The organism is Cupriavidus sp. H18C1 (assembly GCF_049311595.1).
GTDB classification, from domain to species: domain Bacteria; phylum Pseudomonadota; class Gammaproteobacteria; order Burkholderiales; family Burkholderiaceae; genus Cupriavidus; species Cupriavidus cauae.
In genome coordinates this window covers 3,138,006-3,154,067 of the sequence record NZ_CP186008.1, presented here as the reverse complement: position 1 = coordinate 3,154,067, position 16,062 = coordinate 3,138,006, and the positions used below count along the sequence as shown (strand labels likewise).

At 67.3% G+C, this 16,062-nt stretch carries 17 protein-coding genes and 1 pseudogene; 2 read left to right on the top strand and 16 right to left on the bottom strand.

Annotated elements, in window-relative coordinates; all coding sequences use genetic code 11:
* Positions 1-4: 4 nt before the first annotated feature.
* From OJJOAM_RS14570 to OJJOAM_RS14515, 12 genes and pseudogenes are all read right to left on the bottom strand, one after another.
* Positions 5-1,078: a MucB/RseB C-terminal domain-containing protein gene (locus OJJOAM_RS14570; RefSeq protein WP_422648366.1), complete on the bottom strand. Its 1,074-nt coding sequence runs from the start codon at positions 1,076-1,078 to the stop codon at positions 5-7.
* Positions 1,079-1,086: 8 nt separating this feature from the next.
* Complete coding sequence (locus OJJOAM_RS14565) at positions 1,087-1,725, bottom strand: sigma-E factor negative regulatory protein (RefSeq protein WP_226107547.1); 639 nt, start codon at positions 1,723-1,725, stop codon at positions 1,087-1,089.
* Between the two features lie 108 nt (positions 1,726-1,833).
* The gene (rpoE, locus tag OJJOAM_RS14560; RefSeq protein ID WP_006578764.1) at positions 1,834-2,433 is read right to left on the bottom strand and encodes an RNA polymerase sigma factor RpoE; all 600 of its coding nucleotides are present in this window, start codon (positions 2,431-2,433) and stop codon (positions 1,834-1,836) included.
* 141 nt (positions 2,434-2,574) lie between these two features.
* Positions 2,575-3,015: a hypothetical protein gene (locus OJJOAM_RS14555; RefSeq protein WP_422648365.1), complete on the bottom strand. Its 441-nt coding sequence runs from the start codon at positions 3,013-3,015 to the stop codon at positions 2,575-2,577.
* Positions 3,016-3,152: 137 nt separating this feature from the next.
* On the bottom strand, positions 3,153-4,385 hold the full coding sequence (gene fabF / locus OJJOAM_RS14550) for a beta-ketoacyl-ACP synthase II (protein WP_226107543.1): 1,233 nt from the start codon (positions 4,383-4,385) through the stop codon (positions 3,153-3,155).
* 298 nt (positions 4,386-4,683) lie between these two features.
* Complete coding sequence (gene acpP / locus OJJOAM_RS14545) at positions 4,684-4,923, bottom strand: acyl carrier protein (RefSeq protein WP_422648364.1); 240 nt, start codon at positions 4,921-4,923, stop codon at positions 4,684-4,686.
* Between the two features lie 139 nt (positions 4,924-5,062).
* Positions 5,063-5,812, bottom strand: a complete 750-nt coding sequence (fabG, locus tag OJJOAM_RS14540; protein ID WP_422648363.1) for a 3-oxoacyl-ACP reductase FabG — start codon at positions 5,810-5,812, stop codon at positions 5,063-5,065.
* 57 nt (positions 5,813-5,869) lie between these two features.
* Positions 5,870-6,803, bottom strand: a pseudogene (gene fabD, locus OJJOAM_RS14535) (ACP S-malonyltransferase).
* A 99-nt stretch (positions 6,804-6,902) separates the two neighbouring features.
* The gene (locus OJJOAM_RS14530) at positions 6,903-7,883 is read right to left on the bottom strand and encodes a beta-ketoacyl-ACP synthase III (RefSeq protein ID WP_149317031.1); all 981 of its coding nucleotides are present in this window, start codon (positions 7,881-7,883) and stop codon (positions 6,903-6,905) included.
* A gap of 132 nt (positions 7,884-8,015) precedes the next feature.
* Positions 8,016-9,095 carry a phosphate acyltransferase PlsX gene (gene plsX, locus OJJOAM_RS14525; protein ID WP_149317030.1) on the bottom strand — a complete coding sequence of 360 codons (1,080 nt, stop codon included), beginning with the start codon at positions 9,093-9,095 and terminating at the stop codon, positions 8,016-8,018.
* A 174-nt stretch (positions 9,096-9,269) separates the two neighbouring features.
* Positions 9,270-9,449 (bottom strand): 50S ribosomal protein L32, encoded by a 180-nt coding sequence (gene rpmF / locus OJJOAM_RS14520; RefSeq protein WP_006577657.1) that lies wholly within the window; start codon positions 9,447-9,449, stop codon positions 9,270-9,272.
* A gap of 132 nt (positions 9,450-9,581) precedes the next feature.
* Entirely contained in the window at positions 9,582-10,175 is a 594-nt protein-coding gene (locus OJJOAM_RS14515) for a DUF177 domain-containing protein (protein ID WP_422648362.1), read from the bottom strand.
* 344 nt (positions 10,176-10,519) lie between these two features.
* On the opposite strand from OJJOAM_RS14515, the gene OJJOAM_RS14510 reads away from it, so the two are divergent.
* Together OJJOAM_RS14510 and OJJOAM_RS14505 are read left to right on the top strand one after the other, a co-directional pair.
* Positions 10,520-11,095, top strand: a complete 576-nt coding sequence (locus tag OJJOAM_RS14510) for a Maf-like protein (RefSeq protein WP_422649605.1) — start codon at positions 10,520-10,522, stop codon at positions 11,093-11,095.
* Positions 11,096-11,136: 41 nt separating this feature from the next.
* A complete protein-coding gene (locus OJJOAM_RS14505; protein WP_422648361.1) occupies positions 11,137-11,868 on the top strand; it encodes an SAM-dependent methyltransferase in 732 nt (243 codons plus the stop codon).
* 187 nt (positions 11,869-12,055) lie between these two features.
* Here the strand turns inward: OJJOAM_RS14505 and OJJOAM_RS14500 are convergent, their stop codons facing one another.
* From OJJOAM_RS14500 to OJJOAM_RS14485, 4 genes are all read right to left on the bottom strand, one after another.
* Positions 12,056-13,258: a S49 family peptidase gene (locus tag OJJOAM_RS14500; protein ID WP_422648360.1), complete on the bottom strand. Its 1,203-nt coding sequence runs from the start codon at positions 13,256-13,258 to the stop codon at positions 12,056-12,058.
* A gap of 116 nt (positions 13,259-13,374) precedes the next feature.
* Positions 13,375-13,836, bottom strand: coding sequence for a Rieske (2Fe-2S) protein (locus OJJOAM_RS14495; RefSeq protein ID WP_422648359.1), 462 nt, complete (start codon positions 13,834-13,836; stop codon positions 13,375-13,377).
* Positions 13,829-14,488, bottom strand: coding sequence for an HAD-IA family hydrolase (locus OJJOAM_RS14490; protein ID WP_422648358.1), 660 nt, complete (start codon positions 14,486-14,488; stop codon positions 13,829-13,831). Before OJJOAM_RS14490 ends, OJJOAM_RS14495 begins: the two co-directional genes overlap by 8 nt.
* A gap of 52 nt (positions 14,489-14,540) precedes the next feature.
* Positions 14,541-15,563, bottom strand: coding sequence for an RluA family pseudouridine synthase (locus tag OJJOAM_RS14485; RefSeq protein WP_422649604.1), 1,023 nt, complete (start codon positions 15,561-15,563; stop codon positions 14,541-14,543).
* Positions 15,564-16,062: the final 499 nt, after the last annotated feature.

The following is a 16,062-nucleotide window of genomic DNA, read 5'->3' as shown; positions in this document are numbered from 1 at the left end:
CGGCTCAGCGTGGCTTGGGCGCGCGGTATTCCACCGCGGCCGCGAACTGCTTGACCGTGGCCGCCGGCACCTCGCCGACGACGGTGATCCAGAAATCGGCGACCTTGCGCACCACCACCTGGGTCGCGCCCAGCGAGGCAACGCCCTCGCGGCGCACCCGCTGATCCGATACCGGCTCGATGAATACCGACAGCCCGGTCAGGCCATCGCTGTAGACGACCTGCAGCACCTCGAACACCTGTTCGCGGCCGCTGCCTTGCGCGCTGCGCAGATCGCCCAGCGGGCGACGCACCTCGCGGATCTTCTGGAAGCCCTTGACCGGCACCGTGATCAGCCAGCCCTCTTCGGCGATATTGGCCGGCTGATAGTTGATCTCGTAGCGCTGCCAGTTGCCGGCGCTCTTGATCGCGCCGAGGATCTTCTGCTTTTCGGACGGCACGCCGATCTCGATCTGCGAGAACGCGACCTGCTCGAGCACCTTGCCGCCCTCGCCGATCGTCTGCGCACGCATCAGCAGGCCGGAATGCTTCTCGGCCCAGAGGCGGACCGCATAGCGGGCGCCGTCGTGCGGCACCAGCGAGAAGACTTCGCACTCCATGCCGGCCACGCGTTCGGGCGACAGCCTGCGCATCTCGTAGAGATCCAGCACATCGCTCTTGTTGGTGGCCAGCAGTGCCGGGAAACGGTCCTTGGCGTCCTGGCGCTCGACCACCACGAGCTTGGCTTCCGGGATCAGGCTATGGACGATGTCGTTCTGGCGCAGGACCTCGCGCGGCTTGCCGTCGAGCGTCTCGAGCCGCTCGTACTCGTTGTGCACCAGGTCGCTGAAATGCTGGATGCGCGAGGCATGCATGACGCTGCCACGCTGGTAGATCAGAGTACCGACGTAGTTTTCGCGCTGCGCGGCGCGGTGGATCTTGCCAAGCCAGGCCGCGGCATCGCGGCGCGCCAGCGTGGGTTCGGGCGTTTGCGCCGTCGCCACCGCGGCCGTCAGGCACAAGGCGAGAAAAAAGGACCTCCTCAGGGCCCTTATTCCTTGTGCGCCCGCTGCATGGGCGGGCGCCCATCCTTTTTGCATGTCCGGCATTATTCCTGCGTGTTGTCCTGAGAGAAGCTTGCACTATTGGCGACGTTGCGCATGGTCGGCACCATGGCGTTGGTCGTCACGGACACCCGGTGAGCCCGCAGGTACTCGTCCAGGCGCGGATCGCGAATCATCTGGCCGGCATCGGCGGCGACGGTCAGCACGCCGGTGGCCTTGGGCGCCGCGGGGACGCCTTCACTGGTGCTGGCGACGATGGCGCCGGGCGCGGCCGGATCGGCATCGCGCATTTGCGGCACCACGACCCAGCTGACGGCCGCGACGGCGGCCGCGATCGCGGTGCCCGGCATCACGCGGCGCACCCACGACGGGCGCAGCAGCAGACGGTGGCGGCGTACCGGCGCATCGGCCAGCGCGGCCGGCGCCAGCAGATGCGGCTCGTCCTCGAGACGGCTGGCGAAGCGGGACACGAAGGCCGCGGTCGAGCCGGCATGGGCCAGTTCCTCGGAACGCAGCGTGTCGCCGATCAACTGGAACACCGACCATTGCTCCTGGCCCGGCTCGCTTTTCGCGAGCGCCAGTACGGCCTCGAATTCATGCGGCGCCAGTTCGCCGTCGATCAATGCGGAAATCTGCTCCGCTGCCTCGGGCGCATGAACCGATTGCCTGTGAGCCTGACCCATTTCCAACCCCTCGATAACCATCGAACACCGAACAATCCCGTCACAATACTGTCGCTTCTCGATGCAGGAGCAGGCTGCAACGCTGGCCGCACGACATGTCTTTGACTTCTACCACCGCTTGCCTTCTGCCGTTCCCAGCAGCGGGCGTAATTTTTCCGCAATCGCTTCGCGTGCCCGGAAAATGCGCGATCTGACCGTACCGATCGGACACCCCATCGCTTCGGCGATTTCCTCGTAGCTGAGGCCTTCGATCTCGCGCAGCGTGATGGCGGTTCGCAATTCCTCCGGCAGGGCCTCCATCGCGCGGTTGACGGTGTCTGCCACCTGGCGCGTATGGAGCATCGACTCCGGCGTATTGATATCCCTTAGTTGCTCACCATCCGCAAAAGTTTCAGCCTCTTCGGCATCGATGTCGCTGGACGCCTCGGGCCGCCTGCCCTGCGTGGCCAGGTAGTTTTTCGCCGTGTTGACAGCGATCCGATACAGCCAGGTGTAGAACGCCGATTCCCCGCGGAATTGGGGCAAGGCGCGATATGCCTTGATAAAGGCATCCTGCGCCACATCCTCCACTTCAGCGGGGTCCCTGACCAGACGCGAGATCAACCGGATGATCTTGCGGTGGTATTTGGCCACCAGCAGTTCAAAGGCCCGCTTGTCGCCCTGCTGGACGCGTTCAACAAGGAGCTGGTCGGCTTCGCGTTCGCTCACGAATAGTTCACCTGCAGTGTATCTCTTGGTATCGCTGTCAAAACAAACGTTGTATTTTACCTACGCCGCACCCCGCGAAACCGCTGCGGAGCGAAAAGCGTATTGACAGCCGGGGCGAATGCCACCGGGCGTCAGTATGCATTAAGCGGCACCGCTTGGGCCGCCGATCGTTGTCAAAGCGGCCCCGAGGACGCATGCAACGCACGCAGCATCGCTCGCCGCGGGGCACCCGCGGCGCTGTCCCGGTCCTCCGGAACGCCCCCCGCTGCCCATCGGGCTGCCAACCAGGCTGCCCATCAGGCTTCCGATCAGCAGCACGCGCGGCACGGCAGCCTGACCGGACTGCACAGGCGCCAGCCGAAGCGCGGCGGCGGCACCGCCCAACTGCCAGCACGCCACCACATGGGCCTTCACCTGGCCGCCTTCGGGCAGTGCGACGACGATCTGCACCGCCGAGCCGCCCGGCGCGATGCCGGCAAAGCGGCATGCCGCCGCCCGCCATGCTCCGCGCCAGACGCGGCCGCCCGACAGCACGGCCGCCACCGCCAGCACCGCCCACCACAATGGCGCCGTCTCGCCCACGGCCCAACCCTGCCCCGCCCGCCACAGCAACCACAGCAGCGCGGCAAGCTCGCAGCCCAGGAACGCCGCCAGCAGCCAACGCTGCGGATGACGTCCCGGGGACAGGAAGCAAGGGGAGCGGCCGGCGGGCGCCGGCTTCAGGCACGACGGAAGACGAGCGTGCCGTTGGTACCGCCGAAGCCGAAGTTGTTCTTGACGGCCACGTCGATCTTCATCTCACGCGCGGTGTTCGGCACGTAATCGAGATCGCACTCGGGGTCCTGATTGAAGATGTTGATCGTCGGCGGCGCGACCTGGTGATGCAGGGCCAGCACCGTGAAGACCGACTCCAGGCCGCCGGCGCCGCCCAACAGATGGCCGGTCATCGACTTGGTCGAGTTCACCGCGATCTTGTAGGCGTGCTCGCCGAAGGCCAGCTTGATCGCGTCGGACTCGTTCTTGTCGCCCAGCGGCGTCGAGGTGCCGTGCGCGTTCAGGTAGTGCACTTCGTCCGGGTTGACGCCCGCGTTCTTCAGCGCGTTGACCATGCAGCGGCGCGGACCGTCGGTGCTCGGCGCCGTCATGTGGAACGCGTCGCCGCTCATGCCGAAGCCGGATAGCTCGGCGTAGATCTTCGCGCCGCGCGCCTTGGCCGACTCGTATTCCTCGAGCATCATCACGCCGGCGCCTTCGCCGAGCACGAAGCCGTCGCGGTCGACATCCCACGGCCGCGAGGCGGCTGCCGGATCGTCGTTGCGGGTCGATAGCGCCCGCGCCGCGGCGAAACCGCCGATACCCAGCGGCGACACGGTCGATTCCGCACCGCCGGCAAGCATCGCGTCGGCGTCGCCCGCCTCGATCAGGCGCGCGGCCAGGCCGATGCTGTGCAGCCCGGTGGTGCAGGCGGTCACGGCGGCCAGGTTCGGGCCCTTGAGGTTATGGTTGATCGACAGGTGGCCGGAGATCATGTTGATGATCGAGCCCGGCACGAAGAAGGGCGAAATCCGGCGCGGACCGCGATTGGTCAGTTCCGCGTGCGTATCCTCGATCATGGGGAGGCCGCCGATGCCCGAGCCGACCAGCACGCCGATGCGATCGGCGTTGGCCTCTGTCACTTCCAGGCCGCTGTCGCGCAGGGCCTGGGTGCCGGCCGCGATGCCATAGTGGATGAAGGTATCCATATGGCGGGCTTCCTTGGCCGGGATGTAGTCCTCGACATTGAAGCCCTTCACCTCGCCGGCGAAATGCACGGCCAGCGCGGAGTGATCGAATTTGGTGATGGTGGCAATGCCGGACTTGCCGGCAACCAGATTGGCCCAGCCTTCGGCAACCGTGTTTCCGACCGGAGACACAAGGCCGAGCCCGGTGACGACGACGCGACGACGGCTCACTATGATTTCCTACGGGTGGATGAGGCAAGGCGGAACGGGCGGCAGCCCGCGGCACCGCGAGGGCGCCATGGCGATTCCGCCGCGCCGGCAGACCGGCGCATCGGCCAACCCGCCGGCCAGACCGGCGGCCCCAACCTCGGGCCGGCAGCTCGGCGGCGCGATGGCCGATGATGGAGCCAGGTTCAGCTCCACCGCAACTCCGCTTGCTCGAACAAACGAAAGCCACAGAAAACGGCACAACGGGATCTGACGACCCCTTCGCCCGTTTTCTGTGGCCCGGAATCCGGATACGACAGGCTTACGCCTTGACGTGCGCCGGGGCGTAGTCGATTGCCTGCTGCACGGTCGTGATCTTTTCGGCTTCCTCATCGGGAATTTCCATGCCGAATTCATCTTCCAACGCCATCACGAGTTCAACCGTGTCCAGCGAGTCGGCGCCGAGGTCGTTCACGAACGAGGATTCGTTCTTGATGTCGGCTTCGGCGACGCCGAGTTGCTCTGCCACGATCTTCTTGACGCGTTGTTCGATATTGTCCATTTAGCCCTCCAGGGAAGTTCGACAAAAAAGTGGGCGCATTTTAGCAGGTTTGGCCCGTGAAAATGCCGTCCGCAGTCTTTCGCAAGAAATGCGCCCGTTCTTCTAAAAAAAGGGGTGACGCCAAGGCGTCGCGCCCCCCTCAGTTCATATACATGCCACCGTTGACATGCAGCGTGGTGCCGGTCACATAAGCCGCCTGCGGACCGGCCAGGAAAGCCACCGCGTTGGCGATGTCCTCCGGCTGACCGAGCCTGCCGAGCGGAATCTGGGTCTTGAGCGCGGCATGCTGCTCTTCCGACAGCACCTTGGTCATATCGGTATCGATAAACCCCGGTGCGACGCAATTGACGGTGATGTTGCGGCTGCCGATCTCGCGGGCCAGCGCCCGCGTCATGCCTTCCACGCCCGCCTTGGCCGCAGCATAGTTCATCTGGCCCGGGTTGCCGGTCGAGCCGACCACCGAGGTGATGTTGATGATGCGTCCGCCGCGGGCCTTCATCATCGGCCGCAGCACACCGCGCGACAGGCGGAATACCGCCGTCAGGTTGGTGTCGATCACCGCGCTCCAGTCGTCGTCCTTCATCCGCATCGCCAGCTGGTCCTGCGTGATGCCGGCATTGTTGACGAGGATATGGATGCCGCCGTGATTCTTGACGATCTCGTCGATCAGCGCCTCGCAGCGCGCCGCGTCGTTGACGTCCAGCACCGCGCCGGCGCCCTTGAGCTGCTCGGCGGCCAGGTATTCGCCGATCGCGGCGGCACCCTTCTCGCTGGTGGCCGTGCCGATCACCAGCGCGCCCTGCCGGGCCAGTTCCAGCGCGATCGCGCGGCCGATGCCGCGCGAGGCGCCCGTCACCAGCGCGACCTGATTGTCGAGGGTCTTGCTCATCCCGTTGTTTCTCCTTGTTCGCTTGGCCTTGCCGTATCCGTTTGCGGTGCGCCGGAATCAGCCGCGCACCAGCGCCAGCGTGTCCTGCAGCGAGGCCGGATCGACGATCGCGCCGCCGACCAGATTGCCGTCGATGCGCTTGGTCAGGCCGGCCAGCACCTTGCCCGGACCGCATTCGATCACGTGCGTGATGCCATCGGCGGCCATCTTCTGCACCGACTCGACCCAGCGCACCGGCGCCGCGGCCTGGCGCACCAGCGCGTCCTTGATCGCCTCGGGATCGCTGACGATCGCCACGTCGACATTGTTGATCAGCGGAATGGACGGCGCCGAGAACGTCAGGCCGGCCATGCGTTCGCGCAGGCGGTCCGAAGCGGGCTTGAGCAGCGAGGAATGGAACGGCGCCGAAACGGGCAGCGGCAGCGCGCGCTTGGCGCCCTTGGCCTTGGCGATTTCGCAGGCCTTCTCGACCCCCGCCTTGGCGCCGGCGATCACCACCTGCGCCGGGGCGTTGAAGTTGACGGCTTCGACCACGCCGGCGGCCGAGGCCTCGGCGCAGGCGGCGCGCACGTCGTCGTCGGACAGGCCGAGGATCGCGGCCATGCCGCCCTCGCCCACCGGCACCGCTTCCTGCATCGCCTGGGCGCGGAAGCGCACCAGCGGCACGGCGTCGGCGAACGGAATCACGCCGGCGGCGACCAGCGCCGAATACTCGCCCAGGCTATGGCCGGCCACCAGCGCCGGGGCCGGGCCGCCGGCCTCGCGCCAGGCGCGGTAGATCGCCACCGCGGCGGTCAGCATCACCGGCTGGGTGTTGGTGGTCAGGTTCAGCTCTTCGGCCGGGCCTTCGGCGATCAGGCGCGCCAGGTCCTGGCCGAGCGCGTCGGACGCTTCCTGCAGCGTCGCGCGCACCACCGGGTTGTCGGCGAAGGCATTGAGCATTCCGACCGACTGCGAGCCTTGGCCGGGGGAAGACGAATGAGAATTTCATCGGTTTCCGATCGGTTTGAAAATGGAATCGCCGGTGCGCCATCACGCATCCGGTCGCGCGGCTCGCGCCGCGCGCCGATGCCTGGCACCGGCCTGCGAATTACATGCGCAGCAGCACCGCGCCCCAGGTGAAACCGCCGCCCACGCCTTCCATCAGCACGTGGTGGCCGGGGCGGATGCGCCCGTCGCGCACCGCGACGTCCAGCGCCAGCGGAATCGACGCGGCCGAGGTGTTGCCGTGCTCGTGCACGGTCGCGATCATGCGCTCGAGCGGCAGGCCGAGCTTCTTCGCGGTGCCCTGCATGATGCGAATATTGGCCTGGTGGGGAATCAGCCAGTCCAGCTTCTCGGCCGGGAAATCGGCCGCGGCCAGCGTTTCGCGCGCGACCTTGTCGAGCACGCTGACGGCGAGCTTGAACACCGCCTGGCCATCCATGTGCAGGAAGGCATTGCCGGTGATATTGCCGGCCGCCACATTGCCCGGCACGCACAGGATGTCGACATGGCTGCCGTCGGCGTGCATCGCCGAGGACAACACGCCGGGCTCGTCCGACGCCGTCAGCACCACCGCGCCGGCGCCATCGCCGAACAGCACGCAGGTGGTGCGATCGTTGAAGTCGAGAATGCGCGAGAACACTTCCGCGCCGATCAGCAGCACGTTGCGATGCGAGCCGCTGCGGATGAACTTGTCGGCGGTGGCGAGCGCATAGGCGAAGCCCGAGCACACCGCCTGCAGGTCGAACGCCGCGCAATGATTGGTGATGCCGAGCTTCTGCTGCACCAGGCAGGCGGTGCTCGGGAACACGTAGTCCGGCGTCGAGGTGGCGACGATGATCAGGTCGATCGACTGGCGATCGATGCCGGCCGCTTCCAGCGCGCGCTCGGCGGCCTTGACCGCCAGGTCGCTGCTGGTGACATCGGGCTCGGCCCAGTGGCGCGCCGAGATACCGCTGCGCGAGACGATCCACTCGTCGCTGGTCTCGATGCCCTTCTCGGCCAGCTGCGCCGCGAGCTCGTGATTGGTGACGCGCCGCGGAGGCAGGTAGCTCCCCGTGCCGATGATTTTTGCGTAGCTTGTCATGTGGTGTCGGATCGTATTGCCGGACTCAGCGCGACCCCGGCGCGGCGGCATGCCGGCCTGGCCGGTGCTGGCGCGCGGGGCGTGGGACCAGGGGCACCGGCGTCGCCGCTGCCTGGGTGATGCAGGGCAGGATCATGCGGCGTGTGCGCTGCGACCCGCGTCCGGCGGGTCCGTCTCCTGGCCCGCGGATGCGGTGCCCGCGGTGCTCGTCTTGTTGGCGAACGCCTGCGAAATACGGGCGATGACGCCATTCCTGGCCGCATCATACCCGCGTTTGATAGCCCACTCAAAAGAGTGGGCATCGGCGGAACCGTGGCTCTTGATCACCAGGCCGCGCAGGCCGAGCAGCGAGGCGCCGTTGTAGCGGGCGGGATCGAGCCGCCGCGCCAGCCGTGTCAGCACCGGCATCGCGATGCCGGCCAGCAGCTTGGTGAACCAGGAGCGGGTGAATTCCTCCTTGATCATGCTGCCGATCATCTTGGCCAGGCCTTCGGTGCTCTTGAGCGCCACGTTGCCGACGAAGCCGTCGCACACCACGATGTCGGTGGTGCCCTTGAAGATGTCGTTGCCCTCGACGTTGCCGTAGAAGTTAAGCTCCGAGGCGCGCAGCAGTTCGCCGGCGCGCTTGACCACCTCGTTGCCCTTGATCACTTCCTCGCCGATGTTCAGCAGGCCGACCGTCGGGTGCTCCTTGTGGTCGACCACTGCCACCATGGCCTCGGCCATGCGGGCGAATTGCAGCAGATGTTCGGGTTCGCAGTCGGCATTGGCGCCGAGGTCCAGCACCGTGGTGCCCCAGCCCTGCTCGTTGGGGATCGTGGTCGCGATGGCCGGGCGCTCGATGCCTTCGAGGGTCTTGAGCACATAGCGCGAGACCGCCATCAGCGCGCCGGTATTGCCCGCGGAGATGCAGGCGTCGGCGCGGCCTTCCTTGACCTGGGTCACCGCGACGCGCATCGACGAATCCTTCTTCTTGCGCAGCGCGACCTCGACCGGGTCGTCCATCGTGATCACTTCGGTGGCGGCCACCACGGTCACGCGCGGATGGTTCTGCGCGTGCAGCTTCCTGAGCTGCGGCTCGATGGCATCCGGCCGCCCCACGAGCACCATCTCGGCATCCTCGTGGGCGGCAAGAAAACTGATCGCCGCCGGCACCGTCACGGACACGCCGTGATCGCCGCCCATGCAGTCGATAGCGAGTTTGATCGTCATTGTTTGCTGATGCGCGAGGCGCCGAATCCGCGCTGCGGTGGCCTCGCAGGGAAAGCGGCGCCAGCGTCCACGCTTGCCGCGCCCAACAAAAAAGCGGCAAGGAGTTTGCCGCTTCTTTGTATGTCTTCTACCTGCAAGCGCGTGCGGGACGCAGCGTCACGCCGAGCGAATGCTTCAGTCGTTCTTGGTCTTGACGACCTTGCGGCCACGGTAGTAGCCGTTCGGGCTCACGTGGTGGCGCAGGTGCGTCTCACCCGTGGTCGGCTCGACTGCCAGCGGCGCGACGGACAGGTGATCGTGCGAACGATGCATGCCGCGCTTGGACGGCGACTTCTTGTTCTGTTGAACAGCCATGATGACTCCTTGGAGAATTTGCGGATATTAACACACGCATCCCGCACGAGGCGTAGCCGGGCCCGGCCGGATGCTGATTACGGGTACGACGTTTTTACTGCCGAAGCGCGCCGCCAGGACCATGTCCGGGCGTCAGTGCTTCGTCTTCAGACTGGCCAGCGCCGCGAAGGGCGATGGCCGCTTTTCTTCCTGTTCGTCCTCGGGTTCCGGCTCGACGCTGCCGTCGGTTCCGGTCACCAGGCTCTCGTGCACCGCCGGACAGACCTCGTGCTTCGGCGCCACCGGCAGCGACAGCAGGATCTCGTCCTCGATCAGCGCCAGCAGATCGAACCGGCGCGAGCCCGCGATGACATCGATCTCGTCGTCGTCCATCGGCGCGGCGTCGGCCTCGGCTTCGCTGGCCACCACCTCGAACCGCGTCGCGGTCGAGATCGGCTCGGCGTAGACCGCCAGGCAACGCTGGCAGTTCAGCCACATGCCGCCCTGCACCGCCAGATCGAGGAACAGGCGCCGGCGCGCCGGCTTGCCGGGCTCGGCGGCTTCGTCCTGAGCCGAACCGCTCATGGTGTAGCGGAACAGGTCGTCCGGGGCCGAGGCTGGCGCTTCGGCGGAGGTCTCGGCTATGATGCGCGGCAATTCACGCGCCGCGATCTCGCCGGCCGCCGAGCCCGAGGACCGGCAGAACTCGAAGAGATCGAACGCTTGCAAGTCGATGGGCTGAGTCATGTCGCTGAGTGCGCCTCTCTACCTTGTACCGAGCTGGCGCTGGCAATGCTGCTGAACGCTGGTCCTGTCGCCGCCGCAACCGTCGAGTGACGAGGCCGCCGCACAAAGTCCAAATCGAGAGGACTTTGGCACCTGCAGGACACCACGCGGCGGATGCCTGCGCGGTAAAACGCGTGATTATACGTCGAAATCTCCGCCACGGTCAAAACCGAACGCGCTTTGCCCGTTGCGCATTCCTCTTTCGCTTCAAACACTTATATGTCTTCCGCTGTGACACCCGATGCGGCGCCCGGTGCGGCCCCCCGAAGTGGCTCCCCCATGCGGCGCCCGCCGCGGCTCCCAGGCTGATTCTCGGCTCCAGCTCGCGCTATCGCCGCGAACTGCTGGAGCGCCTGCGCATTCCGTTCGAGATCGACGTGCCCGACATCGACGAGACGCCGCTGCCGGGCGAGGCACCCGAGGCGACCGCGCTGCGCCTGTCGCGCCGCAAGGCCGAGGCGATCGCGGCCCGCCACCCCGGTGCGCTGGTGATCGGCTCCGACCAGGTCGCCACGCTCGACGGCAGGCAGGTCGGCAAACCCGGCTCGCACGAACAGGCCCTCGCGCAATTGCGCTGGATGCGCGGTCGCACCGTGACGTTCCATTCGGCCCTGTGCCTGCTGGACGGCCGCAGCGGCGAGGTCCAGCTGGAGGACGTGCGCACCGAGGCGACCTTCCGCGAGCTGGACGACAGCGAACTGGAGGCCTATCTGCGGCTGGAGCGGCCCTATGACGTGGCCGGCAGCGCCAAATCGGAGGGACTCGGCATTGCGCTGCTGTCGCGCGTCGAGTCCGACGATCCGACCGCGCTCGTCGGCCTGCCGCTGATCGCGCTGACCAGCATGCTGCGCCACGCGGGCTATCCCTTCTTCACGGCCTGATTCCGCGGGCCTTCCCTCTTCGCTGTCGAGGACATCCGCCCATGAGCGGCACGCTATACCTGATTCCCAACACGCTGGGCAAACGCGACGAAGCCGATCCGCTGACGGCCGTGATCCCGGCCGACGTGCAGCAGATCGCCGCTAGCCTGGACTACCTGGTGGCCGAAAACGCCAAGACCGCGCGCGCCTACCTGAAGAAGCTCGGGCAGACCTGCCCGCTGGCGCGGCCGATCCAGCAGATCGAGATCCGCGAGCTGAACGTCAATACGCCCGAGGCGGCCCTGGCGGAACTGCTGGCGCCGGTGCTGGCGGGCCGCGACGCCGGCCTGCTGTCCGAGGCCGGCGTGCCGGCGGTGGCCGACCCCGGCGCCAACCTGGTGCGGCTGGCCCATGCGCGCGGGGTGCGCGTACGGCCGCTGGTCGGGCCGAGTTCGATCCTGCTGGCGGTGATGGGCTCGGGGCTGAATGGCCAGAGCTTTGCGTTCAACGGCTATCTGCCGGTCGATCCGGCCGAGCGCATGCAGCGCCTGCGCGAACTGGAGCAATGGTCGCGCAAGCACCGGCAAACCCAGGTCTGGATCGAGACGCCATATCGCAACGATGCGCTGCTGGCGGCGCTGAAGGCCGGCTGCGCCGGCACGACGCTGCTGTCGATCGCGGTGGACCTGACGCTGCCGAGCGAGACCATCGTCACGCAGCCGCTGTCGGCCTGGCAGCCGGGCCGGCTTGAACTGCACAAGCGGCCGGCGATCTTTTCAATCCTGGCGGCTTGAGCGGCTGGCCGGGCCGGCCGGCAGGCCCTTGGGGCCGGGCCGGGCGGGCCGAGGAGCCGAGGAGCCGAGGAGCCGAGGAGCGGGCGGCCGGGGCCCAGCCGAGCAGGCCCAGAGGCACGCAGGCCCACGAGGGAGCCGGCGAGCAAGCCGCGCCGCGCGCGGTACGCGAGCGGCCCCGGCGATCGAATCAATACAGCGACTGCACCCGCGAGCTCCACATCAGCGTCTTGGCCGCCGCGGTGCCGACCGCGGCGCCGAAGCGCTTGGCCACGCGCTCGGCGATGTTCTCCTTGACCGTGTAGTCGACGATGTCCTCGGCCTTCAGCACGTCGCGCGCCACCGATTCGGCGCTGCCCAGGCCGTCGGCCAGGCCCAGCTCGATGCTGCGCTCGCCCGACCAGAACAGGCCGGAGAACAGCGTCGGATCGTCCTTCAGCCGATTGCCGCGCCCTTCCTTGACCACCGCGATGAATTGCTCGTGGATCTGGCGCAGCATCTGCTCGGCAAAGGCCTTCTGCTGCGGCGATTCCGGCGAGAACGGGTCGAGCATGCCCTTGTTGGCGCCCGAGGTGTACAGCCGGCGCTCGACGCCCAGCTTGTCCATCAGCCCGGTGAAGCCGAAGCCGTCCATCAGCACGCCGATCGAGCCGACGATGCTGGCCTTGTCGACGTAGATCTTGTCGGCAGCGGCCGCCACGTAGTAGCCGCCCGAGGCGCAGATCTCCTCGACCACCACATAGAGCGGCTTGGACGGATGCAGCGAACGCAGCCGCTGGATCTCGTCGTTGATGATGCCGGCCTGCACCGGCGAGCCGCCGGGCGAGTTGATCTTCAGGATCACGCCGGCGGCGTTGGCGTCGGCGAAGGCCGCCTGCAGCGAGGCATTGATCGATTCGGCGCTGGCCGGCGTGCCGGCGGCGATCTCGCCCTCCAGCGTGACCATCGCGGTATGCCGGCCGCTGGTAATGGCGCCGTCCGTCTTGAAGTCGAACAGCGAGAACAACACCAGCGCGATCAGCGCAAAGCCGGCGAGGCGGAAGAAGATCTTCCAGCGGCGCGCCGCCCGCTGCTCGCGCAGGGTCGCCATCAGCACGCGTTCGAGCACGTCGCGCTCCCAGCCGGCACCGGTCTTGACCGGCCCGGCCGACTCGCCCTTGAGCCGCGCCTTGCGCTCGACCGACTCGCGGCGCGCGGCGGCCTCGGCGTCGCGGACCTCGGCCTCCAGCGGATAGTCGGCGTGGCGCGCGGTTTCGAGCCGCTCGGCGGGCTCCCTTCCACCCTCGCGCCGGCCCTCGTGCCTGTCCTCGGACCGGCGCTGGCCATCGTCGTCTCGGCCCGGCCCGGCATCCGGCTCGTTCGGGTTCACCGGCGGTTTGTTCTGGTCTGTCATGCAAATACTCTCGAACGGGCGCCGCCGGGCAAACAACGTTGCGCGGGCGGCCCCGAGGGTTTCCCGGTCAAATTGCGCTTCTCAGGGTTCCGATGCGCCGCCGCGGCGTTCTCCGCTTACGGCACCGGCGGTGGCGAAGGCGATGACGACGGCGCGGGCGGATCGTCGTACGGCGACTCCGGTATCCAGTAGACAGCGCCGTCGCGCTCCTCGACCCGCAGCTTGGCGAGCGAGGCGCCACGGCACGGTCCGCCGACGCACAGCCCGCTGTCGGGCGCATAGATCGCGCCATGTGTGGCGCACATCAAGTATAGGCCTGACGATTCGAAAAAGTGGCCTTCCTGCCAGTCGAGCTCCATCGGCACATGGGCGCACTGGTTCAGATAGCCATGCACCGCGCCCTCGTAGCGCACCGCGAAGGCGCCGATCTCGCGGCCGCCGATCGCGACCGTGAAGCGCACGCCGACGCCGCCTTCGGCCAGCTCGTCCGCCGCGCACAGGCGGCGCGCGTCGCCGGGCACAGCCGGCGTGCCCGCCGCCGAGCCGGGTCGATCGGGTCCGGAACCGGCATCAGCCATGGGTATGCAGCCAGTCGTGCAGGTCGGCGATCGAGCTGGCGCAGTGCAGCGGCGTCATCGCCCGCAGCGAATCGGCCGGGTGGGCGCCATAGCAGACGCCGATGCCGTGGGCGCCGGCGTTGACCGCCATCTGCAGGTCGTGCGTGGTGTCGCCGATCATCACGGTGCGCCCCATCTCCTGGCCCAGTTCGCGCGTCAACTCGTGCAGCATCGCCGGATGCGGCTTGGAGAACGTCTCGTCGGCGCAGCGCGTGGCATCGAACAGCGCCGTCAGGCCGGTGGCGGCCAGTGCCCGCTGCAGTCCGACGCGGGTCTTGCCGGTGGCCACGCCGAGGAAATAGTGCTGGGCCCGCAGCGCCTGCAGCATCTCCAGCACGCCGTCGAACAGCACCAGCTCGGCGTCGCGGGTCAGAAAGTGATACCGGTAGCGCTCGGCCAGCTTCGGATAGTCGACCGGGTCCAGCGTCGGAATCGCATATTGGAGCGCGTCTTTCAGCCCGAGTCCGATCACGTGGCGGGCGGCGTCCTCGTCGGGCACGGGCAGGCCCAGGTCGCGGCTGGCCAGCTGGATGCATTTGGCGATGGTCGGGGTGGAATCCATCAGGGTTCCATCCCAGTCGAAGACGATCAGGTCGAAGCGTTGCCGGGCCATGGGGATCTCGATCAAAAAATTGGGCTGCCGATGTGACGATGACGTTATCCGGCTACGGGGCGTGGGAGGCGGACGCGTGGCCGGCCTGCCCGATCTGCTTCAGTTGGCGCAGGAAGGTCTCGCACTCGTCCGGCAGCGGCGCGCTCAGCGTCAATGGCTGGCCGGTGCCCGGATGCACGAAGGTCAACCGGTGCGCGTGCAGGAACATCCGCTTCAGGCCCGGCTTGGCGCCGGCGCGGGCCAGTGCCTTGTTGAGCGCGAAGTCGCCGTACTTGTCGTCGCCGACGATGGGGAAGCCCAATTGCGCCAGATGCACGCGAATCTGATGGGTGCGGCCGGTCTTGAGCTCGGCCTCCAGCAGCGTGTAGCCGGGGAAGGACGCGACACGGTTGAACACCGTATGCGACGGCTGGCCATCGGCCTGCACGCGCACGCGGCGCTCGCCGTCCGGCGTGGTGTACTTGAACAGCGGAAAGCGGGCGTGCTGGCGGTTGTGGCCGAATTCGCCGGCGACGCAGGCGAAATAGCGCTTGTCCATCGCGTTGTCGCGGATCTGCTGGTGCAGGTGCACCAGCGCGGCGCGCTTCTTGGCCAGCAGCAGGATGCCGGAGGTTTCGCGGTCGAGCCGGTGCACCAGTTCCAGGAAGCGGGCCTCGGGGCGCGCCTGACGCAGCTGTTCGATCACGCCGAAGGCCACGCCGGATCCGCCATGCACGGCCACCCCGGCCGGCTTGTCGATCACCAGCAGATGGGCGTCCTCGAACAGCACCGGGAACGAGGCCGCCGGCACGTAGGTATCGGCAGCCGCCGTCGCCGCCACGCGAAGCGGCGGAATGCGCACAATATCGCCAAGCTGCAGGCGGTAGGTCGCATCGACGCGGCCTTTGTTAACGCGGACTTCGCCGGAGCGCAGGATCCGGTAGACATGGCTCTTGGGCACGCCCTTGGCGACCCGCAGCAGGTAGTTGTCGATGCGCTGACCGTCGGCGTCTTCCCCGATGGTCACATACGCCACCTGGGGCGCATCCGTGCCGGATCGCACCTCTTTTTCAATTCGATGGCGTAACTCATTCATTTTCAAATATAATTTCCGCGCTACCCCGGCCATAGCCGGCAGCGCAAGCGGTGTAAGCGAATTGTCGCATTTTACACTTCGGGTCACCGCTGGCCCGGCCCGGTCCCCCGCCATCGCGTAATCCGCAGGCGCCGGACGGGCAAATGGCGGTACAGGCCGACAGCTCCGCTGGCAGCCTACAGCAGTAAATAAAGTAACAAGCAGCACGCACGGTACCGGCTGTGCGCAGGAAAACCGCCCAAAGGCGGGTTCGGCGCGGACGCGGTCACGTGGGAGCAGAGTGTTCAGGTAGAACAGAATTTGAAGGCGGATGCCGATACGGCATTCGCTTCGGTGAGAGAAAGTCCCGCCGCACCGGAAATCGGTGCCGGCCGGTTGCCTGGCCCCTCGCCTGATCGACGACATGGTGACAATAGCGGCGCCCGGTCGCAGAACTCCAACAAGCAGCAGGTGCGCCTGCCTTGTCGGTCGCTCAGGTCGTGGTGGCATGCCGCCGCGT